Source organism: Draconibacterium orientale (assembly GCF_900111425.1).
Lineage (GTDB): Bacteria > Bacteroidota > Bacteroidia > Bacteroidales > Prolixibacteraceae > Draconibacterium > Draconibacterium orientale.
The window spans coordinates 1-21,350 of sequence record NZ_FOHT01000034.1 but is presented as its reverse complement, the minus strand read 5'-3'; the positions used below and the strand labels follow the sequence as shown (position 1 = coordinate 21,350).

Annotated in this window: 20 protein-coding genes; 3 read left to right on the top strand and 17 right to left on the bottom strand. The window is 39.9% G+C overall.

Annotated features, from left to right (window positions below; translation table 11 throughout):
* Nucleotides 1–20: 20 nt before the first annotated feature.
* From BMW53_RS16525 to BMW53_RS16505, 5 genes are all read right to left on the bottom strand, one after another.
* Complete coding sequence (locus BMW53_RS16525) at nucleotides 21–722, bottom strand: 16S rRNA (uracil(1498)-N(3))-methyltransferase (RefSeq protein ID WP_038562939.1); 702 nt, start codon at nucleotides 720–722, stop codon at nucleotides 21–23.
* A 92-nt stretch (nucleotides 723–814) separates the two neighbouring features.
* Entirely contained in the window at nucleotides 815–1,819 is a 1,005-nt protein-coding gene (locus BMW53_RS16520) for a cytochrome d ubiquinol oxidase subunit II (RefSeq protein ID WP_038562936.1), read from the bottom strand.
* Nucleotides 1,812–3,122 carry a cytochrome ubiquinol oxidase subunit I gene (locus BMW53_RS16515; RefSeq protein ID WP_038562934.1) on the bottom strand — a complete coding sequence of 437 codons (1,311 nt, stop codon included), beginning with the start codon at nucleotides 3,120–3,122 and terminating at the stop codon, nucleotides 1,812–1,814. The genes BMW53_RS16520 and BMW53_RS16515 overlap by 8 nt, the downstream gene beginning before the upstream one ends.
* A gap of 243 nt (nucleotides 3,123–3,365) precedes the next feature.
* Entirely contained in the window at nucleotides 3,366–3,860 is a 495-nt protein-coding gene (locus tag BMW53_RS16510; RefSeq protein ID WP_038562931.1) for a SixA phosphatase family protein, read from the bottom strand.
* Nucleotides 3,861–3,917: 57 nt separating this feature from the next.
* Nucleotides 3,918–4,196, bottom strand: coding sequence for a putative quinol monooxygenase (locus BMW53_RS16505; protein ID WP_038562928.1), 279 nt, complete (start codon nucleotides 4,194–4,196; stop codon nucleotides 3,918–3,920).
* A 129-nt stretch (nucleotides 4,197–4,325) separates the two neighbouring features.
* Here BMW53_RS16505 and BMW53_RS16500 point away from each other — a divergent pair, with 129 nt between their 5' ends.
* Nucleotides 4,326–4,838 carry a metallophosphoesterase family protein gene (locus BMW53_RS16500; RefSeq protein WP_038562926.1) on the top strand — a complete coding sequence of 171 codons (513 nt, stop codon included), beginning with the start codon at nucleotides 4,326–4,328 and terminating at the stop codon, nucleotides 4,836–4,838.
* A gap of 9 nt (nucleotides 4,839–4,847) precedes the next feature.
* Here the strand turns inward: BMW53_RS16500 and BMW53_RS16495 are convergent, their stop codons facing one another.
* The 12 genes from BMW53_RS16495 to BMW53_RS16435 form a co-directional block, all read right to left on the bottom strand.
* Complete coding sequence (locus BMW53_RS16495; RefSeq protein WP_051568090.1) at nucleotides 4,848–5,522, bottom strand: phospholipase D-like domain-containing protein; 675 nt, start codon at nucleotides 5,520–5,522, stop codon at nucleotides 4,848–4,850.
* Between the two features lie 100 nt (nucleotides 5,523–5,622).
* Nucleotides 5,623–6,465, bottom strand: a complete 843-nt coding sequence (gene prmA, locus BMW53_RS16490) for a 50S ribosomal protein L11 methyltransferase (RefSeq protein ID WP_038562923.1) — start codon at nucleotides 6,463–6,465, stop codon at nucleotides 5,623–5,625.
* Between the two features lie 71 nt (nucleotides 6,466–6,536).
* Nucleotides 6,537–7,694: a DUF4857 domain-containing protein gene (locus BMW53_RS16485; protein WP_175463514.1), complete on the bottom strand. Its 1,158-nt coding sequence runs from the start codon at nucleotides 7,692–7,694 to the stop codon at nucleotides 6,537–6,539.
* Between the two features lie 79 nt (nucleotides 7,695–7,773).
* Nucleotides 7,774–8,448, bottom strand: a complete 675-nt coding sequence (locus tag BMW53_RS16480; protein WP_038562920.1) for a hypothetical protein — start codon at nucleotides 8,446–8,448, stop codon at nucleotides 7,774–7,776.
* 4 nt (nucleotides 8,449–8,452) lie between these two features.
* Nucleotides 8,453–9,337, bottom strand: coding sequence for an ABC transporter ATP-binding protein (locus BMW53_RS16475; protein ID WP_038562917.1), 885 nt, complete (start codon nucleotides 9,335–9,337; stop codon nucleotides 8,453–8,455).
* A 19-nt stretch (nucleotides 9,338–9,356) separates the two neighbouring features.
* Entirely contained in the window at nucleotides 9,357–10,931 is a 1,575-nt protein-coding gene (locus BMW53_RS16470) for a DUF6850 family outer membrane beta-barrel protein (protein WP_038562914.1), read from the bottom strand.
* A 63-nt stretch (nucleotides 10,932–10,994) separates the two neighbouring features.
* On the bottom strand, nucleotides 10,995–12,179 hold the full coding sequence (locus tag BMW53_RS16465; RefSeq protein WP_038562901.1) for a DUF4876 domain-containing protein: 1,185 nt from the start codon (nucleotides 12,177–12,179) through the stop codon (nucleotides 10,995–10,997).
* Between the two features lie 65 nt (nucleotides 12,180–12,244).
* Nucleotides 12,245–15,085 (bottom strand): TonB-dependent receptor, encoded by a 2,841-nt coding sequence (locus tag BMW53_RS16460; RefSeq protein WP_038562898.1) that lies wholly within the window; start codon nucleotides 15,083–15,085, stop codon nucleotides 12,245–12,247.
* A 263-nt stretch (nucleotides 15,086–15,348) separates the two neighbouring features.
* Nucleotides 15,349–15,780 carry a hypothetical protein gene (locus BMW53_RS16455; protein ID WP_139178218.1) on the bottom strand — a complete coding sequence of 144 codons (432 nt, stop codon included), beginning with the start codon at nucleotides 15,778–15,780 and terminating at the stop codon, nucleotides 15,349–15,351.
* 293 nt (nucleotides 15,781–16,073) lie between these two features.
* Nucleotides 16,074–16,832: a triose-phosphate isomerase gene (gene tpiA, locus BMW53_RS16450; protein ID WP_038562893.1), complete on the bottom strand. Its 759-nt coding sequence runs from the start codon at nucleotides 16,830–16,832 to the stop codon at nucleotides 16,074–16,076.
* 771 nt (nucleotides 16,833–17,603) lie between these two features.
* Complete coding sequence (locus BMW53_RS16440) at nucleotides 17,604–18,728, bottom strand: BT_3928 family protein (RefSeq protein ID WP_051568087.1); 1,125 nt, start codon at nucleotides 18,726–18,728, stop codon at nucleotides 17,604–17,606.
* Nucleotides 18,729–18,737: 9 nt separating this feature from the next.
* Entirely contained in the window at nucleotides 18,738–19,283 is a 546-nt protein-coding gene (locus tag BMW53_RS16435) for a DUF1599 domain-containing protein (RefSeq protein WP_038562891.1), read from the bottom strand.
* A gap of 192 nt (nucleotides 19,284–19,475) precedes the next feature.
* On the opposite strand from BMW53_RS16435, the gene folP reads away from it, so the two are divergent.
* Nucleotides 19,476–20,354 carry a dihydropteroate synthase gene (gene folP / locus BMW53_RS16430; protein ID WP_038562889.1) on the top strand — a complete coding sequence of 293 codons (879 nt, stop codon included), beginning with the start codon at nucleotides 19,476–19,478 and terminating at the stop codon, nucleotides 20,352–20,354.
* Nucleotides 20,354–21,160, top strand: coding sequence for a diadenylate cyclase CdaA (gene cdaA, locus BMW53_RS16425; RefSeq protein ID WP_038562887.1), 807 nt, complete (start codon nucleotides 20,354–20,356; stop codon nucleotides 21,158–21,160). The genes folP and cdaA overlap by 1 nt, the downstream gene beginning before the upstream one ends.
* Nucleotides 21,161–21,350 lie beyond the last annotated feature (190 nt).

Below are 21,350 nucleotides of genomic sequence, written 5' to 3'. Positions count from 1 at the left end.
GGATATTGATAATTGCCTTGTTAATCGTTTGCCAGATTTACAATATGGCAGGCCACAACTCCGGCAGTTTCTGTGCGCAGGCGGGCATTTCCCAACGAAATGGCTTCAAATCCATTTTCCAGGGCAAGTTCCACTTCCTCGGGACTAAAATCACCTTCAGGACCAATTAAAATGAGCACGTTGTCGCCCGGATTGACAACATTTTTTAGATGAGGTTTTTCACCTTCGTTGCAATGGGCAATGAATTTTTTTGTTTCAGTGACTTGTTCTAAAAGGTCGGAAAGTTTTGTTAACTCATTTAGTTTGGGCAGGTATGCTTTTACTGATTGTTTCATGGCCGAAACCAGGATTTTCTCCAAACGTTCGGGTTTTATCACTTTACGTTCCGAATGTTCCGAAAGGAGAGGAGTTACCTCGTCAATCCCAATCTCGGTGCACTTTTCCAGAAACCATTCTGTACGGTCGATATTTTTTGTGGGGGCAATGGCAATGTGCAAATGAAAATCTTTTTTGCCAAATTCAGTTTGCGATTCAATAATGATTAGTTGGCATTTTTTGGGGTTGGCATCGGTGATTCTCGCTTTGAAGAATCCGCCTTTACCGTCAACCAGCTCAATATCGTCGCCTTCTTTTAAGCGAAGCACACGAACAGCATGTTTCGATTCGGTTTCATTTAAAATAACTTCGGCACCTGAAATATCCGGGACATAAAATAACTGCATGGATTCAAAACTTTTTCAAGTGCCAAAGTTAGTAAAAATGTTATTCTGATTTTGTAGAAACAATGATGTCAGGAACAAACAGTATGGTGAATTTACGATTCCGGCTCTTCGCTAAACTTAAATGTCTTATATAAAAATCCCATTGCAGGGAAAATAATCAGTACACCAACTACTAATGCAATCAATAAGAATAGCTGCACTTGCTCGGGTGCCTTTGCGGCCTGAATGGTAATATCGTGGCCGCTATTTGTTTTCACCAGCACCGGAAACTGAATGGCAAACCATCCGGTAACAATCAGCGTAGTTTGAAGCCCGGCAGTTAACCGCAACCAGTTGCCTTTGTTCTTATTCAAAAAATACCAGAACGCCGGCAATGCCAGTGTGGCTATTACAATACAAGCTACGCTTATCGGTGAATTTATAAAGTCTTTCAACAGTGGATGACCGGCAACTTTTGCCGTTGCAAACACAATTGCTCCCATTACAACCAACGAGATTAACAAGCGTTTGGTCATGCGTGTAAAATAAATGATGTAGTCTTTGTCATCGATTTCGCTAACGGTAAAAATACCCGCCAGAAAGGCAAACAACAGCACCATAAACAAACCCATGCTTACCGAAAACCAGTTAAGCCACGGGTGAATGTAAACAGTATAAAATCCAAGTTGATAGTCCATTGAGATTTCGCCCAAAATCAGCCCTCCAACCGTAACGCCTAAAAAGAATGTTGTGAAAACACTGGAGTAGCGAAATATGGCCGAATAAATTGCTTTCGGCGTTTTTTCATCAATATCGTAATGGCGGAATGTAAATGCCGATCCGCGGGCAATAATGCCGAGCAACACCAGCAACACCGGAATGTGCAAAGCCGTAAGAACGGTGGAATAAACCGATGGAAACCCAACAAACAGGATTACAACTACCAGAATGAGCCACACGTGGTTGGCTTCCCAAACCGGCGCAATGGCCCGCGACACAATTTTTGATGCTTTACCTCTTGATAAAAGTTCGAGAATACCGCCGCCAAAATCGGCGCCTCCAAGTAAAACATAAAGCAGTAAACAAATAACCAGTATAATGAGATTAGCTTCAGCCATTTTTCAGATATTTTGATTGTAATAGTTTTATTTGGCGGCTCAACAGCCAGGTAACCACAAAAGTTAGTATGATGTAAACCACACTTATGGTGTAAAAAGTGTACTGGATGCCCGGCATTGGCGTTAACGAATCTTCTGTTTTCATAATGCCGTAAATGATCCAGGGCTGGCGTCCCACCTCGGTAACGATCCAGCCGGCTTCAACGGCAATAAACCCGAGCGGAGTTGCAATGGCCAGCAAACGAAGCCACCATTTTTTCTCCAGCCAGTGTTTCCATTTGTAGGTTCCGGCAAAAAACAGGGCGGCAATCAGCATTAAAAACATCCCAATCCCTACCATCAATTGAAACGAATAGTGGGTAATTGGTACCGGTGGCCATTCTTCTTCCGGAAATTCTTCCAGTCCTTTTACTTCGGCGTTAAAATCGCCGTGCGCCAGGAAACTCAGGAATCCGGGCAGTTTAATGGCGTATTTTACTTCGCGGTTTTCAACGTCGGGAATTCCGCCGATAATCAGTGCTGCTTTTTCCTCTGTTTTAAAATGCGACTCGAAAGCAGCCAGTTTTGCCGGTTGCAGTTTGGCAACATTTTTAGCAGCCAAATCGCCACTTAAAGGTTGAAGAACAGCAGCCACAGATGCAAATGCCAGTGCTATGGTTATGGCTTTGGCGTGAATCTCCAGCTTGTTTTTCATGTATAGAACAGCGTGCACTCCGGCCACTGCAAATCCGGTTGCCGAAAAGGCTGCAATGGTCATGTGGTGTGCCTGCGAAAACCATGCTTTGTTGAACATGGCTTTTACCGGATCGATGTTAAAAGCTTGTCCGTTAATCCAGTCGAATCCCGAAGGAGCATTCATCCAGGCGTTGGCCGAAACCACAAAAATTCCTGAAAGCACACCTGAAATTCCTACAACCATTCCGGTGTAGAGGTGAACCCATTTGTTCAGGCGTTTCCAGCCGTAAAGGAATAATCCCAGGGCGATGGCTTCCACAAAAAAAGCTGTTCCTTCCCACGAAAAGGGCATCCCGAAAATGGGCCCGGCGTGCTTCATGAATGTGGGCCATAACATCCCTAATTCAAATGATAATACGGTACCGGAAACGGCACCAACGGCAAAAAATATTGCCACACCTTTTGCCCAGGCTTTTGCCAGATCGAGATAAACCGGATTTTTTGTTCGCAGCCATTTCCATTCGGCAACAAACATAAACCACGGCATTACCATTCCTATGCAGGCAAATACGATGTGAAATCCTAACGAAACGGCCATTTGCATTCTTGCGGCCAAAAATTCATCCATGTTTTATCCTATTTTCTGTTTACATTGTATGTCATTCCTAACAACAATTTCTTCTTGTAGTTTGAGTTTTTTTGTCGATTTCTCCATTCTATATAAGCAATTCAATCCAAAATACTGACTGATTGGAATATAGCATTGAAAAGTTACGTAAAAGCAATGCTAATTTAGAAAATATAATTAAGTAATAACAGGAAGTTTCAGTGATTTAAGTAAACTAAAGTTTAAAAAGTAATGAGGACACGGCTATTTAAACATACGTGGAACAAGATGAAAAGCCAGTTTTCCGCTTCGCGCTTCTACCTGGTCCCAGTTTTCAACAGCGAAGTTTATTCCAACGGTTGATGTGGTTGGCATGTCGCTGTAAAACTCTTCGAGTAAATTACATACGTAGTAATAAAAGCCCGGATTATGCCCAAAAAAGAAAACCGTATTTGAACTGGGTGGCAGTTTGTGTATCAGCTCCAGAAATTCGTCGGTGGTAAGCCCGTCGTATATGTCCTCAACAGTAATAATGTCCTGGCGTTTGAAGTCGAGGTTTTCGGCAAAGATCATTGCCGTTTTAAACGCGCGTTTGGCAGGGCTTGAAATAATGGTATCCGGAACTATTCCCAGTTTTTTCAGATCCTGACTTACCAGTTTTGCGTCGTTTTTACCACGTTCACGCAGGTCGCGTGTAAAATCATCTTCGTACCCGTAAGGTACGGCTTTGCCATGTCGAACGATTACTACTTGTTTCATCTGTATAAATTAACGACCGGCACCGATACTTTACGGCAGCGGTCTGGTTAGCCTCTTTTATACCGGTTCGTAAAGGTCAATGCTCACTTCTGCCAATGCTCCAATTTTAGGTACGGTACCGGTAAAGTGCGGGGTATTGTTGTGAAAATCGATCGCCGCCTGATCTTTCCATTTCTCAATAAGGCAATAAGTTAAGGGATCGTCCACTTTTTTATGCAGCACGTATTCAATGTTCCCATCCTCGGCGCGCGATGCTTTTCCCAATTCTTCAACGAGTTTCAAAAATGTTGATTCCTGTTCTTTTTGTACTATAAATTTGGCTACAATTGTAATCATCGTGTTCTTTTATTAGTATGAATCTTCCCGGCCAAAACTGAATTATAAAAGGTAAATTCGGTTTTTAATTAAGCTGTAGAAGTTGTAAAAACAAATTTAACTTAATTTGTAGCAATAAGACAAATTTTAATGAGACGAATTGGACTGTTATCGGACACACACGGATTTATTCACGAGCGTATATTTACTTTTTTCGATCAGGTGGATGAAATTTGGCATGCCGGCGATTTTGGAAATATAGAAACGGCAGATCGCTTGGCTGAATTTAAACCTTTGAGAGGTGTTTACGGAAACATCGACGGGCAGGATGTGCGTGTTGTTCATCCGATGCATCAGCGTTTTAAATGCGAGAATGTGGATGTTTGGATGACGCATATTGGCGGTTACCCGGGGCGTTACGAGCGCTATGTAACACCTGAAATTTACCGCAAGCCGCCCAATCTGTTTATTAGCGGGCATTCGCATATTTTAAAGGTTATTTTCGACCACAAACTTAACTGTTTGCATATGAACCCCGGAGCTGCGGGTTACAAAGGTTTTCATAAAGTGTGCACGGCAATGCGTTTTGTTATCGACGGAAAAGATATTCGCGACCTTGAAGTGTGGGAGTTTCCACGTCACGAAGCGGTTCCGCGCAAATAATTTCACTGATTATTTCAGTTCCTGAAGTTCAAACAATTGTTTCCAGAGGCGGTTGAATTCTTCTTCGTATTGTTTAACGATCTCAAATTTTGTGGTTGCCACCAGGTTTTCGTGGTTGTGTTTGGTGGCGGAGTAAGTCCAGTTAAAACTGCCGGTTATGGCAATTTTATTGTCGATAATGCCAAACTTGTTGTGCATGTGGTAATGCGAATGATCAATTTTTGTCGGGATTCTGGCTTTGGCAAGCTGTGCGATTTCCGAACCATTATCCTCCATTTTTTCATCGTCGGTAATGATACGTACTTTTACCCCACGTTTATGGCAGGAAATTATTTTACGCGCCAGCTCGTTGTCGGTAATGGTAAAAATGCAAAGGTCAACGGTTTGTGTGGCGTGATCGAGCAGTGTTTTTATCTCATTTTTTATGTCGTTTCCCGGACTGAAAAATACCCGGTTAAAGTGAAATGCATGCGCGTTAATAAGTGTGATGCAGGTTTCTAACCACGAAATAACATGCTTGTGGCCCGATGTTTCCAGCTCTTTGCCCTTGTCTATCAGCATCTTTTTTAATGCCTCTCTATCCTTCCGATTGAGTTTTTTTAATCTGCCGGTGATCGATTTTGGAACCTCTTTCTCATGCAACGAATTGCTGCGTTTCACAAAGTAATTAAAAAGGTCTTGCATGACATTTAAGTTAAAAGTAGAAAGTAAAAAGGCAAAAGTTAAAACTGTCAATCTTTAATCAATCTGTATTCAATCTCCATCAATCTATTTTCAATCTCCATCAATCTGGTTTTAAAAACGAATGAGCTACCCAGTTATTTTTCTCCACAAAACCGGCATCTTTCATGCCCAGCGATTCTGCTTTTGATTTAATATCTTTAATGTCTTCGGTATAAAAACCACTCATAATCAATGTGCCGCCATCGTTCAGTACTTTGTGATAAGATTCCATATCGTTCAGCAAAACATTTTTATGAATGTTGGCAAAAATCAAATCGAACTTTTCATTTCCGAGCAGGCTGGCATCTCCCAGTTTTGCATCAATGTTTGTGATGTTATTCAACGCCGCATTTTCGCATGTTCCTTGGTACGACCATTTATCGATGTCGATGGCAGTAATTTGTTTGGCACCTTTCATTGATGCCAAAATGCTGAGAATTCCGGTGCCGCAGCCCATGTCGAGTATAGTTTTGCCGCTTAAATCGTTTTGCAGAATCGACTCGATTATTGTGGCTGTGGTTTCGTGGTTTCCGGTACCAAAAGCCATATTGGGCTCAATTACAATTTCGTATTTCGCGTGGGGATATTCGGTATGAAACGGTGCCCGGATCATACACTCGCCGCCAATTACCAAGGGCTTGAAATAGTTTTTTTCCCACTCTTCATTCCAGTTCTGATCGGCGATAAGCTCCGATTTTACATCAAAAGAAAAATCGCCGGAGAAACCTTCCAGAACTTCATTCATACTTTCTTCAGCGTATAAAGTTGCCGGAATAAATGCATCGAATCCGGTTTCGGTTTCCACAAAACTATCGAAACCAATTTCGGCAAGTTGCGCATTTAAAACGTCGCGTAACCACTCTTGAAAAGGGCTAATTTGAATACTTATTTTTTGGTAATCCATTTGTTTGATATTTGTGGCGAAGGTATAAAAAAACGGCCACCGACGCTTGTTTCGGGAAGATTGCTTCTTCTTTAATCGATAAATTTATTGGGAAAGATATTTACGGCGATAAAACCGAATATTCCTGTAAAGGCAATAATTATCAGGTCAATAATTTCGGCTCTGATTTTTTTCTTTTGTAGGCGGATAATGAAGTATTGCCCGGCAATTAGAACAAGACTAAAAATTAGCCACCAATACGATTGACTCACTGTCAGGAAGAAATTTACAAAGCTGGATTTATCATCCGTGATTTTTAACTCGGCCGGAAACAGAAACTGTGCAAGTTTTCCCTCGGAGCTTGATTGGTAAGTCGGGCGGGTTTCAGTATATTCATCAACCTTGTTATGGTCGCGGTTTAAAACCTGCGTTCTGATAAACCCGCTGCCAATTGTTATAACGTTGAAATTAAAATAATCGCCGTAGATTCTGATCTCGTATTCATCCGGATTAATATCATCTACCTCAAATTTTTCCAGCATATAATCGTATGGTGTCAGCACGTACAACTCATTATTTTCGGTAAATAAATAGGCGTAATAAAGTTGGTCGCTAAAATCAACACACTGAATGGTTTTGAACTTCATTTCCCCGGGAAGATCAACTTTTCGGACAAAAGGTACGCCTTTGGCCATTTTTACATGAAATAGCTGGTTGGCTGAATCGATAACCAGATAACCTTCGTCGCACGATTTTCGGGTGGTTGGAATACCGTTTATCGATTTTGCGGGGAATTTAAAACCCCGGTTATAAAGAACGGCCGAGAACATCCGGCTTTTCTCTTCAAGAATTTTGTTGCTTTTGGCATCGATGAATTCCATGCGCCAGGTGATGCGGAAAAAGTCGCCGGGCATTTCCAGGTTTGCGCGGCCCGATTTCGATTCAAACAAAGGATATAGTTTGGGTTTTGGGGCATGAATTTCATCGGGTGTTATCCGGAAGATTGAGCGAAAAATTCCGGTGTGCTGGATGTTTATTTTTTGTCCGTTTATAGAATCGGGCATTGTTCCATCCATTACCAATTGACGTGTGTACATCAGCGGTAACTTCTTTTCGTAGGCCTCACGCGTTAGTTTTGTTCCTTCACGGTTTGTCCATTTATCGTCAGCATCCGGTCGGAAGATCATAAAGTCATGGTCGATACAGCTGTATTGTATTAAAGGAGTTTTGGTTGGTTTTTCAAAAGCCATCCTGTAAAATTGAGGCAGTACAACCGACAAACCAATAATGGCTGTAAAAACTAAAATATATCTGCTGATTTTTACCATATTACATTTCTCCTTTTCTAAACCGGTATCCCGAAAATAACAAGGCAACAGATAACAGAACTGTAAACACAATTAACAGCGGAAGGGCAGGAGAGTAGGCTCTTGCAGCGGCTGTTTGAAGGTAGATGGGCACAAGAGTGGCGGCTACCAAAAGGTATAAAAAACGATATTTCCACACCGGCTCCAATACTATTAATGCAGTTAGGAAATAAACGGTAAAACCGCATAAAAACCAGGGAGCTACTGAGATTAAGGCTGATTGAATAATTTCGGAAGGAAAATACATCCCGCTCAGGCCGGTAAAAAGTACAACCAGAACCGCAGCAATTGCCAACAGGCAAAAGGCACCGAACAACATCATCGCCAGCAATGCTTTGTTTTCGTTAAGCGGCAAATGAAACGTGAGCTTAATTCGTTTGTTTACGGTTTCGGGGAAATACTGGGCAAGTGCAATTACCAGGGCTCCCAAAAGGGGCACAAATTTGAATAAGCTGTATTCGTAAAACTGATTTCCCTGAAAAAGGATGCTATACCAATAGTTTTCTGCCTGGCTGAATTCAAAATCATGCTGAACTTTAAGAAATATGTTTCCAACAACCAAAATACCAAGAGCCGCATAAATAAATGCAAACCATCTGATTTTTAGCCATTCTTTATATAGTATCGATTTCCACATTTTGCTAATATTTTCCGGTTAGGCCAATAAATGCATCTTCCAAACCCATTTTTACCTGCCTAAAGTTTTTATGTGCAATTCCGTTATTTTTCAGGAAGTTCAGAATCGTATCTTCCGACTCGTAAGTATATAATTCCAACTTGTTGCTCACTTTCTCGCTATTTATTACAAAATCCTCATTTGAAATATCGACTGACGGATCATCAAGCTCCAGGTAAAACTGTTTAAACTCCTGCATAAACGATTTTACATCGCGTTGCGCCAACACACGGTTAAAATCCATTATCAGCAAATCGTCGATCAGTCGTTCCATATCCTGAATAATGTGCGAAGTGGTAAAAATGGTTTTGTTCTTTTCTTTGGCATATTCGCGCAGGTAATCGATAAAAAGGCGACGATAACCGGGATCGAGCCCCATTGAAAAATCGTCGAGAATAAGTAGGTCGGGATCCTGCGCCAAAATAAGTCCGAGTGCCACTTGCGAACGCTGTCCGCACGACATTGTGGCGATTTTTTGCTTTGGCGAAACCTGAAGTTTCGACATGAGTTGCCAGTAGGGGGCGTTATCCCATTTCGGGTAGAATTTCGAATAAAATTTCTCGATTTGATGTATGTTCATAAACGCATACTGAACGTGCCCTTCGATAAGAAAACCAATGCGCGCCTTGTTTTGCGGCGATAGGTTTTGCGTGTTTTCTCCGTAAATCAGGCATTCTCCGTTTTGGGGGTGCAGAAAGCCATTTAAAATATTAATGGTAGTGGTTTTGCCCGTTCCGTTTTTGCCTAAAAGCCCCAGAATACTTCCTTCCTTTACGTTAAAACTCAGTTTTTCGTAAACCAGCTTTTTGCCGTAGTAATGGGTTAGGTTTTTACATTCAATTACATTCATCTGAGTACGTTTACTTCTGTTAAAACATAAAGCCAAGTTTTGCAGTTAAGATTCCAATGTTTTCATTTGAATTGATAACTTCCCGGAATTCGTATCTTATTTTTAAAAATAGTTCGTCAATATTTTCCGATTTTGGCAACTTGTATGTACAATTTATTCGAGGAGAAATATTTATAAAATCGGCTGTGTCGTATTCAAAATCATGTATGTAAAGCTGTTTGTTTTGCCGGCGGGTAATTGTTTCGTCGTTTGAAAGGTTTAATTCCTGATCAAGATTGTGACGATAATTTAGTTGAAGCCCGGGAGCAAAACACATTTTTCCAAAGTAAAAGTCTTTTTCAAAATTTACGCCAAGCTCAATGTTCGCATAATCGGCATTAAAAATTTCAGGAATGTAATAATACTTTTCCGTTTTTAACTTGTAATGGGCGTAAACACGGCTTTCCCAGTTAATTTGTTCGTGGTTGTAAAGCTTTAAAAACTTATATTCTAAAGTGGCATCAAACTCTTTCCGGTTCAGTTTTAGATTTTTAGATAAGGTAATGTATTCTGTTTGATTGTCGTCATTTAAAATGGCATCCTGTATGTATTCTATTCCGTCTCCATTGAAATACGAGGAGCCAAAGGTAATTTTCTGTATGGCCGATTGAGTGTATTTGGTAAACTGCTGATTGAGCTCAATTGTAAACGTTTTCCAATCGCCGGCATCCGCTTTTTTTATTGTGGTTGTTCCGTCTTCTGTAATTTCTTTGCTGTAAGTTGCTCTGATTTCTGTTAATGAGCTAAATTCACTAAGTTTTGTGTCAAGCTGTACTCCGGCTGATATACTATTTTGATTAAAGAATCGTGATTTTGTTTCTCCTGTTTCCGAAGAGTAAAATCCCATTCCTTTAAACATAAAATAGGTTGGGTCGGGATCGTTTGTTACCACCTGTAGGTAATCAATATCTTCTTTTTTGTTTCGATAGGCCAGGTCAAAACCCAGATTATTAGTTGGAAAATGAATGATAATTGATGGATGAAGAGAAAAGTCGGTAATCACAGTTCGTGGTCGTGGATCTTTTTGTTTTGCACTTTTTCCGATATGGTAATCTGCTAAAAGACCAAACGACAAATTATCCGTTAGTTTTTTTGCAACACCCCCAGAAAGGTTAAAACTTTCTTTATGAATATTGGCTCCGGGAATAGAATCTCCAATTATATAAGGATTCCCTCTGTATGGATTAAAAAGCCCGGTATATAAATTCCCCGTTTCGTCACTATTTTGGTAGGCTAATTTCCCAAAGAAATAGGTATCGTTTATTACCAGGTAACTCTCAGTAGAAAGCGAGTAGTTATCTATATGAGAAGCCTCCCGTACTCTTTTGCTATCTCCATCTGCCAATTTATACTCCCCGAAAACTTCCCCGATGTTTTGGTTTGCATTAAATGTTAAGCCAGCTATATTTCCGCTACCAAGCCATTGGTTTTTTAGTGTGAAAAGTTTTAATAAATGGAACGAATAAGTACTATCCTTTTGCACACTATTCGCTAATCCTCTTTCTGCTGTTAAAAAGGATAAAGACAGAATAAGTGCAATCTGAAGTTTAGTCATCTTAATCGAAACATTAAAAGTTCGAGCTGTAGGTTGTGGCAGTTGATTACTGTTATGCCTTTTTTATTCGTCTGCACTTGTTGGATTTACTCCCGGAGTTGGTGTTAAATCATGCAGAAAATCTTCCGAAGAATTATTGGTGTCTTTATAAATTACGCGGTCACCGATAATCATTTTGGCTTTACGGCGAACGGATAACGAAGATTTGTTACTCGCTTCAATATAGGTATATCCGGCATCTAATTCGGCAGGGAGACGTTTGTAGATCTCTTCAGCATCAAATCGGGCACATTCCACTGCATCAACAACAAATGATTTGTCAATCATGAGGTACTCAGTGGTTCTTGTACTTCCTGGTTTTGCCATAAAATTGTTTGCATCCGAAACGTAATTTTCCCAGTTATTGGAAGGCAGTCTGAAAATTACTATGGCCGGACCTAAACTGGAAGCAGTCCAATCATACATCGTTGTACTTGTTGCATACACCAATGTCAAATTCGATACTGCAGAAGCATCCAGGTCTTTACCCGACGATTCAACATAAGTTTCCCAGTCGGCGTTTCCCAGGTTGACTGGAGAATTGGGATTGCCGATTTCATCAGTTTGATGGTCAATTCCATCCTGAGCAATAATAAAACTTTCTCCCGGAAGAACAGGATGTTCCATTCCATTTCCCGGAACAATCCATGTGTGAAACGTTAGGGGGATTCTATCAAGTAATTCGCCATTATCGTCAACCCATGAGGTTGGTGATGAGGTTGTGGTAGTTTCATGAACGGCAATACATAAACCATCGGCGTATAAGGTATCTCCTGAATTGTTGTAAATTTCAAAAAACTGATCGGAATAATATCCTTTGTCTTCAACAGTTAATGACCCTGCATAATAGATTTCTTTGAAAATAAAACCACCTGTATTATCTGCTAAAACCAGGTTCATTGTAGCGGTAGACTCGGAAATTAAAGAATAGTTGGATATTATGCCGTTAAAAATATATTCCTCCCCATCGTTGCCGTTAACAGCAAAACTTGCCGTAAAATTGTAGTTACCTTCAACCAATTCAAAAATGGCATAACCGTCGGACGCGGCTGTAACCGTCGTGGTTCTTGTATTATTGGTGTTGGTTGCCGTTACAACAACATCTGACGGGAAGTTGGCAACAGTAAAACCATCAGGGTAATTTACTTTTACGGTTATGATATAGCTGGGTGTAACATCATCTTTGCAGTTTATTACTAATAAACTCATTAGTAAGCATAAGGATATAAGTGCAAATTTTCTCATAATATGATTTATAAATCGGTTCTTTATATTTACAAGCTAAATGTTAGGTCTGCTCCGAAGTAGGCAATTTGATTTAATCGGGTATAAGACCCACTTCGTTCATTTTTATATAATGGTCGGTGATTAAACACATTGTATGCAAAAAACGACAACTTCGCAAATTTTTCAAATTCCTTGGTTAATTTTAAATTCAGTTGCCAGTTTATCGGATACGATTCCTTGTCATAAAAATCATCGTCACGTTTCTCTACCATTGTTGAGTAGGGAGCTTCATTCGAGTAATTATCCTGCCATTCGTGGTATTGCATATCCATATCGTAAAAACCTACCGGATCTATATAAATAATTTCTCCCGCAGGAAACTGGCCGTATAATTTGTCGTTATTTTCGTCTCTGGTATAGGCAACAGGCGTTCCGGATTTGTTTTCCCAGAAACTTTCAGTCTTATTCATCCAAATCGTTTGGAGGTTGAGTGAAAAGATCATTTTCAGTTCAGGAATATGGGTGATTGTCTGGAAATTCGAATTTAAACGTTGAGAAACGGTTCCGGAGTTGCCCGGTAATACAGATAAATACGGGAAATAATCTCCCTGGTACGAAGAAGTTATTCTTTCCACCACAGGAACTGCATGTCTTGATCTTTTTATGTAGTAATATGCCCCGTCAACCATGAGTTCTGTTTTAACTGGGTTTATGCGACCAAAGTTAACAACATATTCTATCCCTTTCTTGTCGACGCTGTAGTTATTTTTTGGAGTTTTAAATTCTTCAAATACACTTTTTTGCTCGTAGCCCAAGGTATTGGTCGCTCCATTTTCCTCGTATGTAATTTCTCCATTTTCAAATACGGGTAAAAATCCCTCACCCAATTGATCCCATTTGCGGTAATTCATTACAAAGTATTGGTTTTCCCAACCAAAGCCATTTCTGATTTTTTCGCGAAACCCGGTGAGGATAACGTTTGTACCATAAATATTGAAATCAGCTCCCAATTCATATTTGTTATTTGTCATCGGTTTTAAATCAGGATTGCTAGTGTCTTCAATTATTTCTGTTGTTGAAACAACTAATTCCGGCGAATAATTAAAACTCAATTTATCAATGTAAGCGGCATCCGGATACATGTGCAACATTGTAGGAGTTTTTGATGTTTTTCCGAAGCCTCCTCTAATAGTCAAGTTTTGAGAAATATGGTAAGCGAAATTAATTCGTGGTTCAAACGATGTAAATCCATTGGTAGAGAATATACCTTGTGGAAGAAAGTTATTGTAACGTATTCCTATTTGTGTTTCCAAAGAGTTGTTGCCAATTGGTAAATTAATTTTGTCTTCAGCAAAGAGAGCCAGCTTTCTGCTTGCCGGAATATCTTTAAATGCCCGCGGACGGGTTGTGATGGCATCTCGTGGGGGCTGGTTTAAATCGTACTGTCTGCCTTTTCCATTGTTACCTGATTGCCGCCAATCTAAACCATACATAACAGAGTTGCTTATACTTCCAAGCTTAAATCTTGAGTCGAGTTTTACTGTTGCAAAATAATTGTACGGTTTCCCATCAACGCTTAGTTCAGAGTAATACTCTGAAGGTAAAATGTCCACTTCGTATATGCCTGCCGTGTAGGTTGTTGGGATAGGAGTTGCCTGAGCTGAATTGAGTGCATAGCTGTAAAAATCCTGTTGTGTAAAGCTACCCGAAAAGTTATAGGTAATGTTGCCAATCCACCATTTCTGAAGCGACCATTTTCCATATAATTTTAAATTTACCCCTGATTCTTTTTCTCGCTGACGTTCCAGTTGACGTTGATCAGGATCTTTCTTTTCATTGTCGATTGTCTGGAAATAGTTTCCTTTAAAATTAATACTGAGAGGCTTCTGTTTCTTAAACAAGGTATTTGAGTAGCCAAACTGGCTGTTTAGTCTTTTATAACTTCTTGCAGGCCTACGCAGATCATCATATGAATGCGTAATATCGAAGTCGATATTTATGGCACCTTTATTTTCGCCCTTTAGCAAAAATCCTTTTGAAATTGCTGCCTGCTTAATCTTAGGATCTGCTTTCAGTTTTCCTTTAAAAGGCGTTTTGCCTGATTTGGTTTTTATCAGCACGGCGCCGCTTGTTAAATCTCCATATTGTACCGAGGGAATACCGCGGATAACCTCAACCGATTCGATATAATCGGTAGATATTTGACGAAGATCGACACCTCCTCCTGCTGTTGAAAATTCACTTGATTGGCCCTGCCGGGTTGTATTTAACGATTGCATATTCGCATCGTTGTCCATTGGTGTTCCATCAATAATTATTGCAGTTCCCAGAGCATCATTGGCATTCGCCTGCCTGGTTTTGTCCTCACCCGAGTAGGTGTTTATATCCCTGATTGTTACCTGGTTGGCTTTTGATAAATCGGGATTTAACGAGATCTGTCCCGGTATTAATTGAATGATATCCGTTAGACTTGTGGGTTGTGAATGTTCAATAGCGGCATTTTCAATAGTTGACGATGAACTTAAATTGGTATTTTCACTTGCAACAACGGTTATTTCATCCAGACCAAGCGAACTTGCCAGCATATATAGTTTATAGTTTTCTGAATCCTGTTTAATTTCAACAGCACTTTCATAGCTTTCATAACCTAAACACGAAGCTTGTATCGTATATTTCCCACTGGGAATATTATTAAAATTAAATTCTCCATTTAAATCAGATGTTGTCCACCTATTCAGCTCTGTTAGCTGGATGGCAACCAGACTAATGTGTTCCTTGGTTTTTATGTTTTGAACTACTCCGGAGAAATTATAATTATTTTGGGCAAGCAGATATAAAGGTAGCAGGGTAATTATGAGGGTAATTATATGCTTTAAAGTCTGGTTCATAGTTACTATTCAATAACGACTTCTTTATCCTCTGCTGTAATTTTTCTTTGTTATCATATTATTAAACGAATGTACAGTTTTTGAATGCATTTCGATGACGAATTTAACTTTCCTCTGTGAAAATTTAAATATAATCAATATTCAGCTTGTCGATTTGACTTTATACCGATTACGAATTTACGTGTATAAAACGAATAGTATAAAGATGATTGAGAAATTGGTTGGTTATGATTATAAACAATGTTTGAAAAGGAGATGAGCAGTTATTCCTCCCCATAAATGCCCATTTTCTCAAGCACCTCAACCGCTTTGTCAAACGTGTGGTAAAGGTCGCCTTCTTTTTCGTCCCAAACCTGGCCTTTGTTTATTCCTTTCAAGTTGCGGTCTGGTCCTTCGTAAAGAATTACCGTTTCAAGGGCTTTCATTTTTACCGAATTCTCATCAATATGAACCACTTTGGCTTTTGCTGGTTTTCCCGAAATGGGTTTTCCCCCTTTGGTTACCTGTATTACGAGGCCGTAGCAGATTTTTCCTTCTTCCACCCAAACAGGAATTTTTACCCGCAGGGCATCGCTCATTTCAATTTTTTTCTCCTGGTAGGTGTATGACGCTATTTCTTCCGTATTTTTATAAGAATGACAACTGATAATGCATAATGAGGTGAACAGAATGACTAATAATACCAGTTTTTTCATACAGTTAAAATGTTTGCTTTTGGCAGTGTAGTATAAAACTCGCATGCTTTTAAATACTCCTCCCGGGAGTACTGTATTGCCTGCTCGTTTCATGCAACAAAAAATTTGACTCAACAAATAAGATCACGATCCTTTGAATAACAATGCGACTCTGGCAGATGTTTCGAAAGACCGGGAACAAATGTAGTAAATATGAATTTAAAATGGCAGGTGCCAGATTATTGTTACCAAAAAAGCCATTTCCCGACTGTGCAGAAAATGGCTTTTATGTATTTTGCAATTTGATAGTTTCCTTAGAAACCGTTGATGATTCCGATGAAGTCTTCAGCTTTTAACGCAGCACCACCAATTAAACCACCGTCAACATCTTTGTTGGCGAACAATTCTTTTGCGTTGCTTGGTTTGCAGCTACCACCATAAAGGATTGAAGTTCCTTCAGCAACTTCTTCGCCAAATTTAGCGGTAATTGCAGCGCGAATGTTAGCGTGCATATCTTGTGCTTGCTCAGAGCTGGCAGTTACACCAGTACCGATGGCCCAGATTGGTTCGTAAGCAATAACGATTTTTTTGAAATCGTCAGCTGACAGTTGGAATACTGTTTCTTCCAATTGGTTAACAACATATTCGTTGTGTGTACCGGCTTCGCGAATATCTAATGCTTCACCACAGCAGTAGATCGGAGTTAATCCGTTTTCAAGTGCAAGGGCAACTTTTTTGTTCAGGATTTCACTTGTTTCGCCATAGTATTCACGACGCTCAGAGTGACCTAAAATTACGTACTCAGCACCTGTTGATTTTACCATCTCGGCAGAAACTTCGCCAGTGAAAGCGCCTTTTGCTTCAGCAGCACAGTTTTGTGCAGCAACACCAATTCTGTCGGTATTTACGGTGTCAACTACTTTTGTAATGTGTGTAAATGGTGTTCCCAAAACAACCACCACATCGTCAGCAGCTTCGCTTGCTACAACGGCATCAACAGCTTTTGCCAACTCAACACCTTCTTGTAAAGTGGTGTTACATTTCCAGTTTCCTGCAACTATCTTTTGTCTCATATTATTGAATTTTAGTTTATTCGGTTTTCAAAAATCGATCACAAATTTAACCGAAATTATTGATTCGCGGGGCATTGAAAATAATGCTTAAATATTATTAACTATTTGTTTATTTAAAATTGGTTGAATGAGAGGCTGGAGGCTTGATACTAGATACTGGATACTGGATACCGGACTTTATACTCTTGCTACCGACGCTACGCTCAACTTTTTCTTTTTTCCTTTACACTTTTGCCATGAGGCTTGATATCCGATCCTATTCATCGCCTGTAAGATAACGGTTATCTGGTAAAGGTTTATAGTCATCTAGCGGCAGCGATTCATTTCAAAACGTAATACGGTCTCCTTCTTTTATAAGACACACGCCATCTTTCTTCCGGTTGCTTTTCTCTAAAAGAAGATAATCGTAAAAAAACATCAGCGAGGGTTTATCTCCCATAAGATAATGATGCGCTGACATCTGATAGTGATTCTCTGAAAGAAGAGCAAGGCTATCTTCCATAAGATAATGCTTCTCTGACAGGTTTTTGAGATTGATGGAGATTGGTTTGAGATGAATAGAGTGAGCACTGAGGCGGTGAGATTTAATGTGATTGCTAAATAACAAAACTGTTAAATTGTAAACTGTTCTTCTCGATGACGTTTTTCCTTTCTCTTCGTGGAACTTTGTGCTAAGAGAAGATTGATAGAGATTGATATAAGATTGAAGCAGATTGCTAAATTGTAAAATAGCAAACAATAACTGCGACTGCAAACTGTGACTGCAACTCTCTATTCAAATTCAGCCTCAACCTCTTCGGGCGAAGGAATATCGTTGTAATGCCATTTATCAAGAATGGTTCCGTCTTTCATAACAATTAATCCCGGGTTCGAACGAATCATTGTTTTTAAGGTAATTTCATCGCAATTAAAGAACTCGTAAGGCGCATCGTTCTGCGCAGCAAATTCCATTGCTTCATCCTGCAGTGTAGAGGTAAGGCAAACAAACGAATACCCTTTATCCATTGCCCAATTCGCCAGTGTGTTTATTTCTTCCTGCGACTTGGTGCTGGTTTTATGCAGGTCGTAAGCCACCAGCATAAACACATAATTTTCGTCGTAAATAAAAAAGTCTTTTATGTCATCTCCTTCGGGCGATTCAATGGTAAAATCATGAATGGGCGGTTCGTAACCTTCCTGCACCAAATTCGATTCCATGTCGTGGTATTCCCAGTTAGTGGTGTCTTGCCACGGATAATTTTCTTCGGTGAATTCTTTTACCTCGTCGGTATTTTTGTTCTTGTAATAAAATATATTCTCGTAGATTTCCTGTGGCGCATCATCAGGAATACTCATTGCTTCCGGAATGTTTGTTCCCACTTTGTAAGGTCTGAAATCAAAAATTGGCAAGTGGTTGTACGAGTGGTAAACTATACCAAAGTAAACGATAAAAATACCTATACTCAGTATTCCCGGAACTATACTTTTTACTTTGTCGGCAAACCAGTTTCGGTTAACAACAACAATAATTGCCAGTGTAATGAATACCAGGTTTTTATAAAAAGTTTCCCAGTTCGAGATTACCAGTGCATCGCCAAAACAACCGCAATCGGTAACCGGATTTTTTAGTGCGATCCACAGTGTTAACGGTGTAAAAAAGGCCATAAATAACAAGCCCAGCCACGAAAATAACCGTATACGCCAGTTAAAGAAAAAGGCCACACCAATGGCAAATTCGGCAAAAGCCAGCAAAACTCCCAGCGGAAATGCTGCCCAAAGCATCCAATCCAATCCCATGGCATTAAAGTAGTCGGTAAATTTGTAGGCCGATCCCCAGGGGTCGATTCCTTTTACAAATCCGGAGAAAATAAAAACAATACCAAAAAGAATTCGTGCGAGTTGCTTAACAATATTCATAAGATGAGTTTATTCGTTGTTTTCAAATTCAATTTTAATCATGGCAAAAACCGAATAATTGATCATGTCCATATAGTTGGCATCAATTCCTTCCGAAATAAGTGTTTTCCCCTGATTATCCTCTATTTGTTTTGTGCGTTGTATTTTCATTAAAATCAGATCGGTGTACGAACTGACGCGCATATTTCGCCAGGCCTCGCCATAATCGTGGTTTTTATCCATCATCAGCGTTTTGGCTTCGTTAAAATACTTGTCGTAAAGCTCCTGGATGGTTTCGTTTGGCACTTGCTTGTCCGACGGCCCCAGCTCCAGCTGGATCAATCCCATAATGCAGTAGTTTATAATACCAATAAATTCGGGTTTTACACCTTCGTCAACTTTTGCAACACCTTTTTCTTCAATGCTTCGTATGCGCTGTGCTTTAATGTAAATCTGGTCGGTAAGCGAGGTCGGACGCAATATTCGCCATGCTGTTCCGTAATCGGTCATTTTCTTCGAAAATATATTACGGCATATTGAAATTACCTGGTCGTATTGCTGGTTTGTTCTGTCCATTATTTTGTGTCTTTTTTTCTTCTTCTTGAGCCAATTGTGCTTAAATCGCTAAGTTCTGTGTATTTTTGTATGCTCAAATTGCCGGATAAAAGTAGGAAAAAATGGCAAATTTGGCCTGTTTTATTCTACATTTGTAGTTAACGACAATAAATAGATAGTTAATGATTTGTTAAACATAAAAGCTCAGTTCTTATGTTGATTACGCAGTCTGCGGGTAAATTTCTAAAACGAAACAGTACATTACATCTTGGCGAAAAGGAAGTTGATTTATCCATTCCGGTAGTTGCCGGAATTGTAAATATTACGCCCGATTCGTTTTTCGATGGTGGAAAAATGGAAGATGAGGCCACCATGTTAAAGGCCGTTGAAAAGATGGTTGCCGATGGCGCCGGAATTATTGATGTGGGTGCGGTTTCCACGCGTCCCGGGTCGAAAACGGTTTCAACAAAAGAGGAGCTGGCGCGTTTGTTGCCCGCAGTAAAAGCCATTCACGCGGCTTTTCCCGATGTGGCACTTTCGGTAGATACGTTTCGTTCGTGGGTTGCTGTGCGTGTTATTGATGAAGTTGGGCCAATAATCATTAACGATATTTCAGGTGGATCGCTTGATAGCAATATGTTCGAAACTGTTGCAAAATTGCAGGTTCCATACATTTTGTCGCATATAAAGGGCACGCCGTTAGATATGCAGGAAGATCCTCAATACGACGACCTGATTCGGGAGGTGGCGCAGTATTTTGCAGAGCGTGTAAAAAAGCTGAATAAACTGGGCGTAAAAGAAGTTATTCTTGATCCCGGTTTTGGATTTGGGAAAACGGTTGACCACAATTATGAATTGCTGAACAAACTCGATGCCTTGAAAGTTTACCAGTTGCCGGTAATGGTGGGATTAAGCCGTAAATCGATGATTTGGAAGGCACTTGATGCTCAACCCGAAACGGCGTTGAACGGCACGACGGTGGCCAACACTCTGGCGTTAATGGGTGGGGCTGACATTTTGCGTGTACACGACGTAAAAGAAGCGGTTGAAGCCGTAAAAATATTTTGTGAAATTAAAGCAACAATCATTTAATGCTTGCATTTATATCCATAAGATTTCTTGATATTCTCGATATTCTGTTGGTGGCATTTTTGCTCTACCAGCTTTACCGTCTCATAAAAGGAACGGTAGCTTTTAATATTGTAATCGGTCTGTTTTCACTCTACCTGGTTTGGCTGATTGTGAGAGCGCTGAACATGGAGTTGTTAGGGTCAATAATGGGGCAGTTTATCGGTGTTGGTGTGCTGGCGCTTATTATTGTTTTTCACCCTGAGATCAGAAAGTTTCTGGTGTTTATCGGCACTAATTATAATGTTAATAAAATTCTGATGCTCGATAAATTGTTTAGCCAGGGAAGAACTAAAAGTATCAATCATCAACAGATTGATAATATTGTTGATGCCTGCCAGTCGATGGGAAAAACAAAAACAGGTGCGCTGATTGTTGTGGCTAAAGAATCCGAATTAAACGACCAAATAAATACCGGCGAAAAGATCAATGCAAAAATATCATCGGCGCTTATTCGCACAATATTTTTTAAGAATTCGCCACTGCATGATGGTGCTATAATTATTAAAGGAAACCGTATTGTTGCAGCAGGCTGTATTCTTCCGCTAACCCAAAAGGAACTCGACAAAGCTTTGGGGCTTCGCCACCGCGCAGCTGTTGGTATGACCGAAAATACCGATGCCCTTTGTATCGTAGTTTCGGAAGAAAGAGGATCGGTTTCGGTAGCGCAGAAAGGTGAAATTAAACGGCGTTTATCAAAAGAAACGCTCGTGCAAATTCTGGAAGAAAACATCATTGAAGATGACGAGACTGCCGGTCATAAAAAGTAGTTTCAGGGAATAAGCGAATCACTCCTAAATTTTTTTAGCACTATTTTTTTGAACCTCTGCGACTGTAAAATCGTTCAGCTTAATGTTAATTTATAGAAGTTGTCAAAAGTTAACTGTTGAAAAGAAAGAATGATATTTCAATATTGAGACACAATATTTTATATCATTCTTTCAAAAAATCGTGTTGAGT

Coding starts and splice junctions, on each gene's coding strand:
- cdaA (WP_038562887.1), top strand. CDS start 20,354: ATGCTTGCATTTATATCCATAAGATTTCTTGATATTCTCGATATTCTG.
- BMW53_RS16525 (WP_038562939.1), bottom strand. CDS start 722: ATGCAGTTATTTTATGTCCCGGATATTTCAGGTGCCGAAGTTATTTTA.
- BMW53_RS16435 (WP_038562891.1), bottom strand. CDS start 19,283: ATGGACAGAACAAACCAGCAATACGACCAGGTAATTTCAATATGCCGT.
- BMW53_RS16515 (WP_038562934.1), bottom strand. CDS start 3,122: ATGGATGAATTTTTGGCCGCAAGAATGCAAATGGCCGTTTCGTTAGGA.
- BMW53_RS16455 (WP_139178218.1), bottom strand. CDS start 15,780: ATGAAAAAACTGGTATTATTAGTCATTCTGTTCACCTCATTATGCATT.
- BMW53_RS16480 (WP_038562920.1), bottom strand. CDS start 8,448: ATGTGGAAATCGATACTATATAAAGAATGGCTAAAAATCAGATGGTTT.
- BMW53_RS16485 (WP_175463514.1), bottom strand. CDS start 7,694: ATGGCTTTTGAAAAACCAACCAAAACTCCTTTAATACAATACAGCTGT.
- BMW53_RS16475 (WP_038562917.1), bottom strand. CDS start 9,337: ATGAATGTAATTGAATGTAAAAACCTAACCCATTACTACGGCAAAAAG.
- BMW53_RS16440 (WP_051568087.1), bottom strand. CDS start 18,728: ATGAATATTGTTAAGCAACTCGCACGAATTCTTTTTGGTATTGTTTTT.
- prmA (WP_038562923.1), bottom strand. CDS start 6,465: ATGGATTACCAAAAAATAAGTATTCAAATTAGCCCTTTTCAAGAGTGG.
- BMW53_RS16500 (WP_038562926.1), top strand. CDS start 4,326: ATGAGACGAATTGGACTGTTATCGGACACACACGGATTTATTCACGAG.
- BMW53_RS16465 (WP_038562901.1), bottom strand. CDS start 12,179: ATGAGTTTATTAGTAATAAACTGCAAAGATGATGTTACACCCAGCTAT.
- BMW53_RS16495 (WP_051568090.1), bottom strand. CDS start 5,522: ATGCAAGACCTTTTTAATTACTTTGTGAAACGCAGCAATTCGTTGCAT.
- tpiA (WP_038562893.1), bottom strand. CDS start 16,832: ATGAGACAAAAGATAGTTGCAGGAAACTGGAAATGTAACACCACTTTA.
- BMW53_RS16505 (WP_038562928.1), bottom strand. CDS start 4,196: ATGATTACAATTGTAGCCAAATTTATAGTACAAAAAGAACAGGAATCA.
- BMW53_RS16460 (WP_038562898.1), bottom strand. CDS start 15,085: ATGAACCAGACTTTAAAGCATATAATTACCCTCATAATTACCCTGCTA.
- BMW53_RS16470 (WP_038562914.1), bottom strand. CDS start 10,931: ATGACTAAACTTCAGATTGCACTTATTCTGTCTTTATCCTTTTTAACA.
- BMW53_RS16510 (WP_038562931.1), bottom strand. CDS start 3,860: ATGAAACAAGTAGTAATCGTTCGACATGGCAAAGCCGTACCTTACGGG.
- folP (WP_038562889.1), top strand. CDS start 19,476: ATGTTGATTACGCAGTCTGCGGGTAAATTTCTAAAACGAAACAGTACA.
- BMW53_RS16520 (WP_038562936.1), bottom strand. CDS start 1,819: ATGGCTGAAGCTAATCTCATTATACTGGTTATTTGTTTACTGCTTTAT.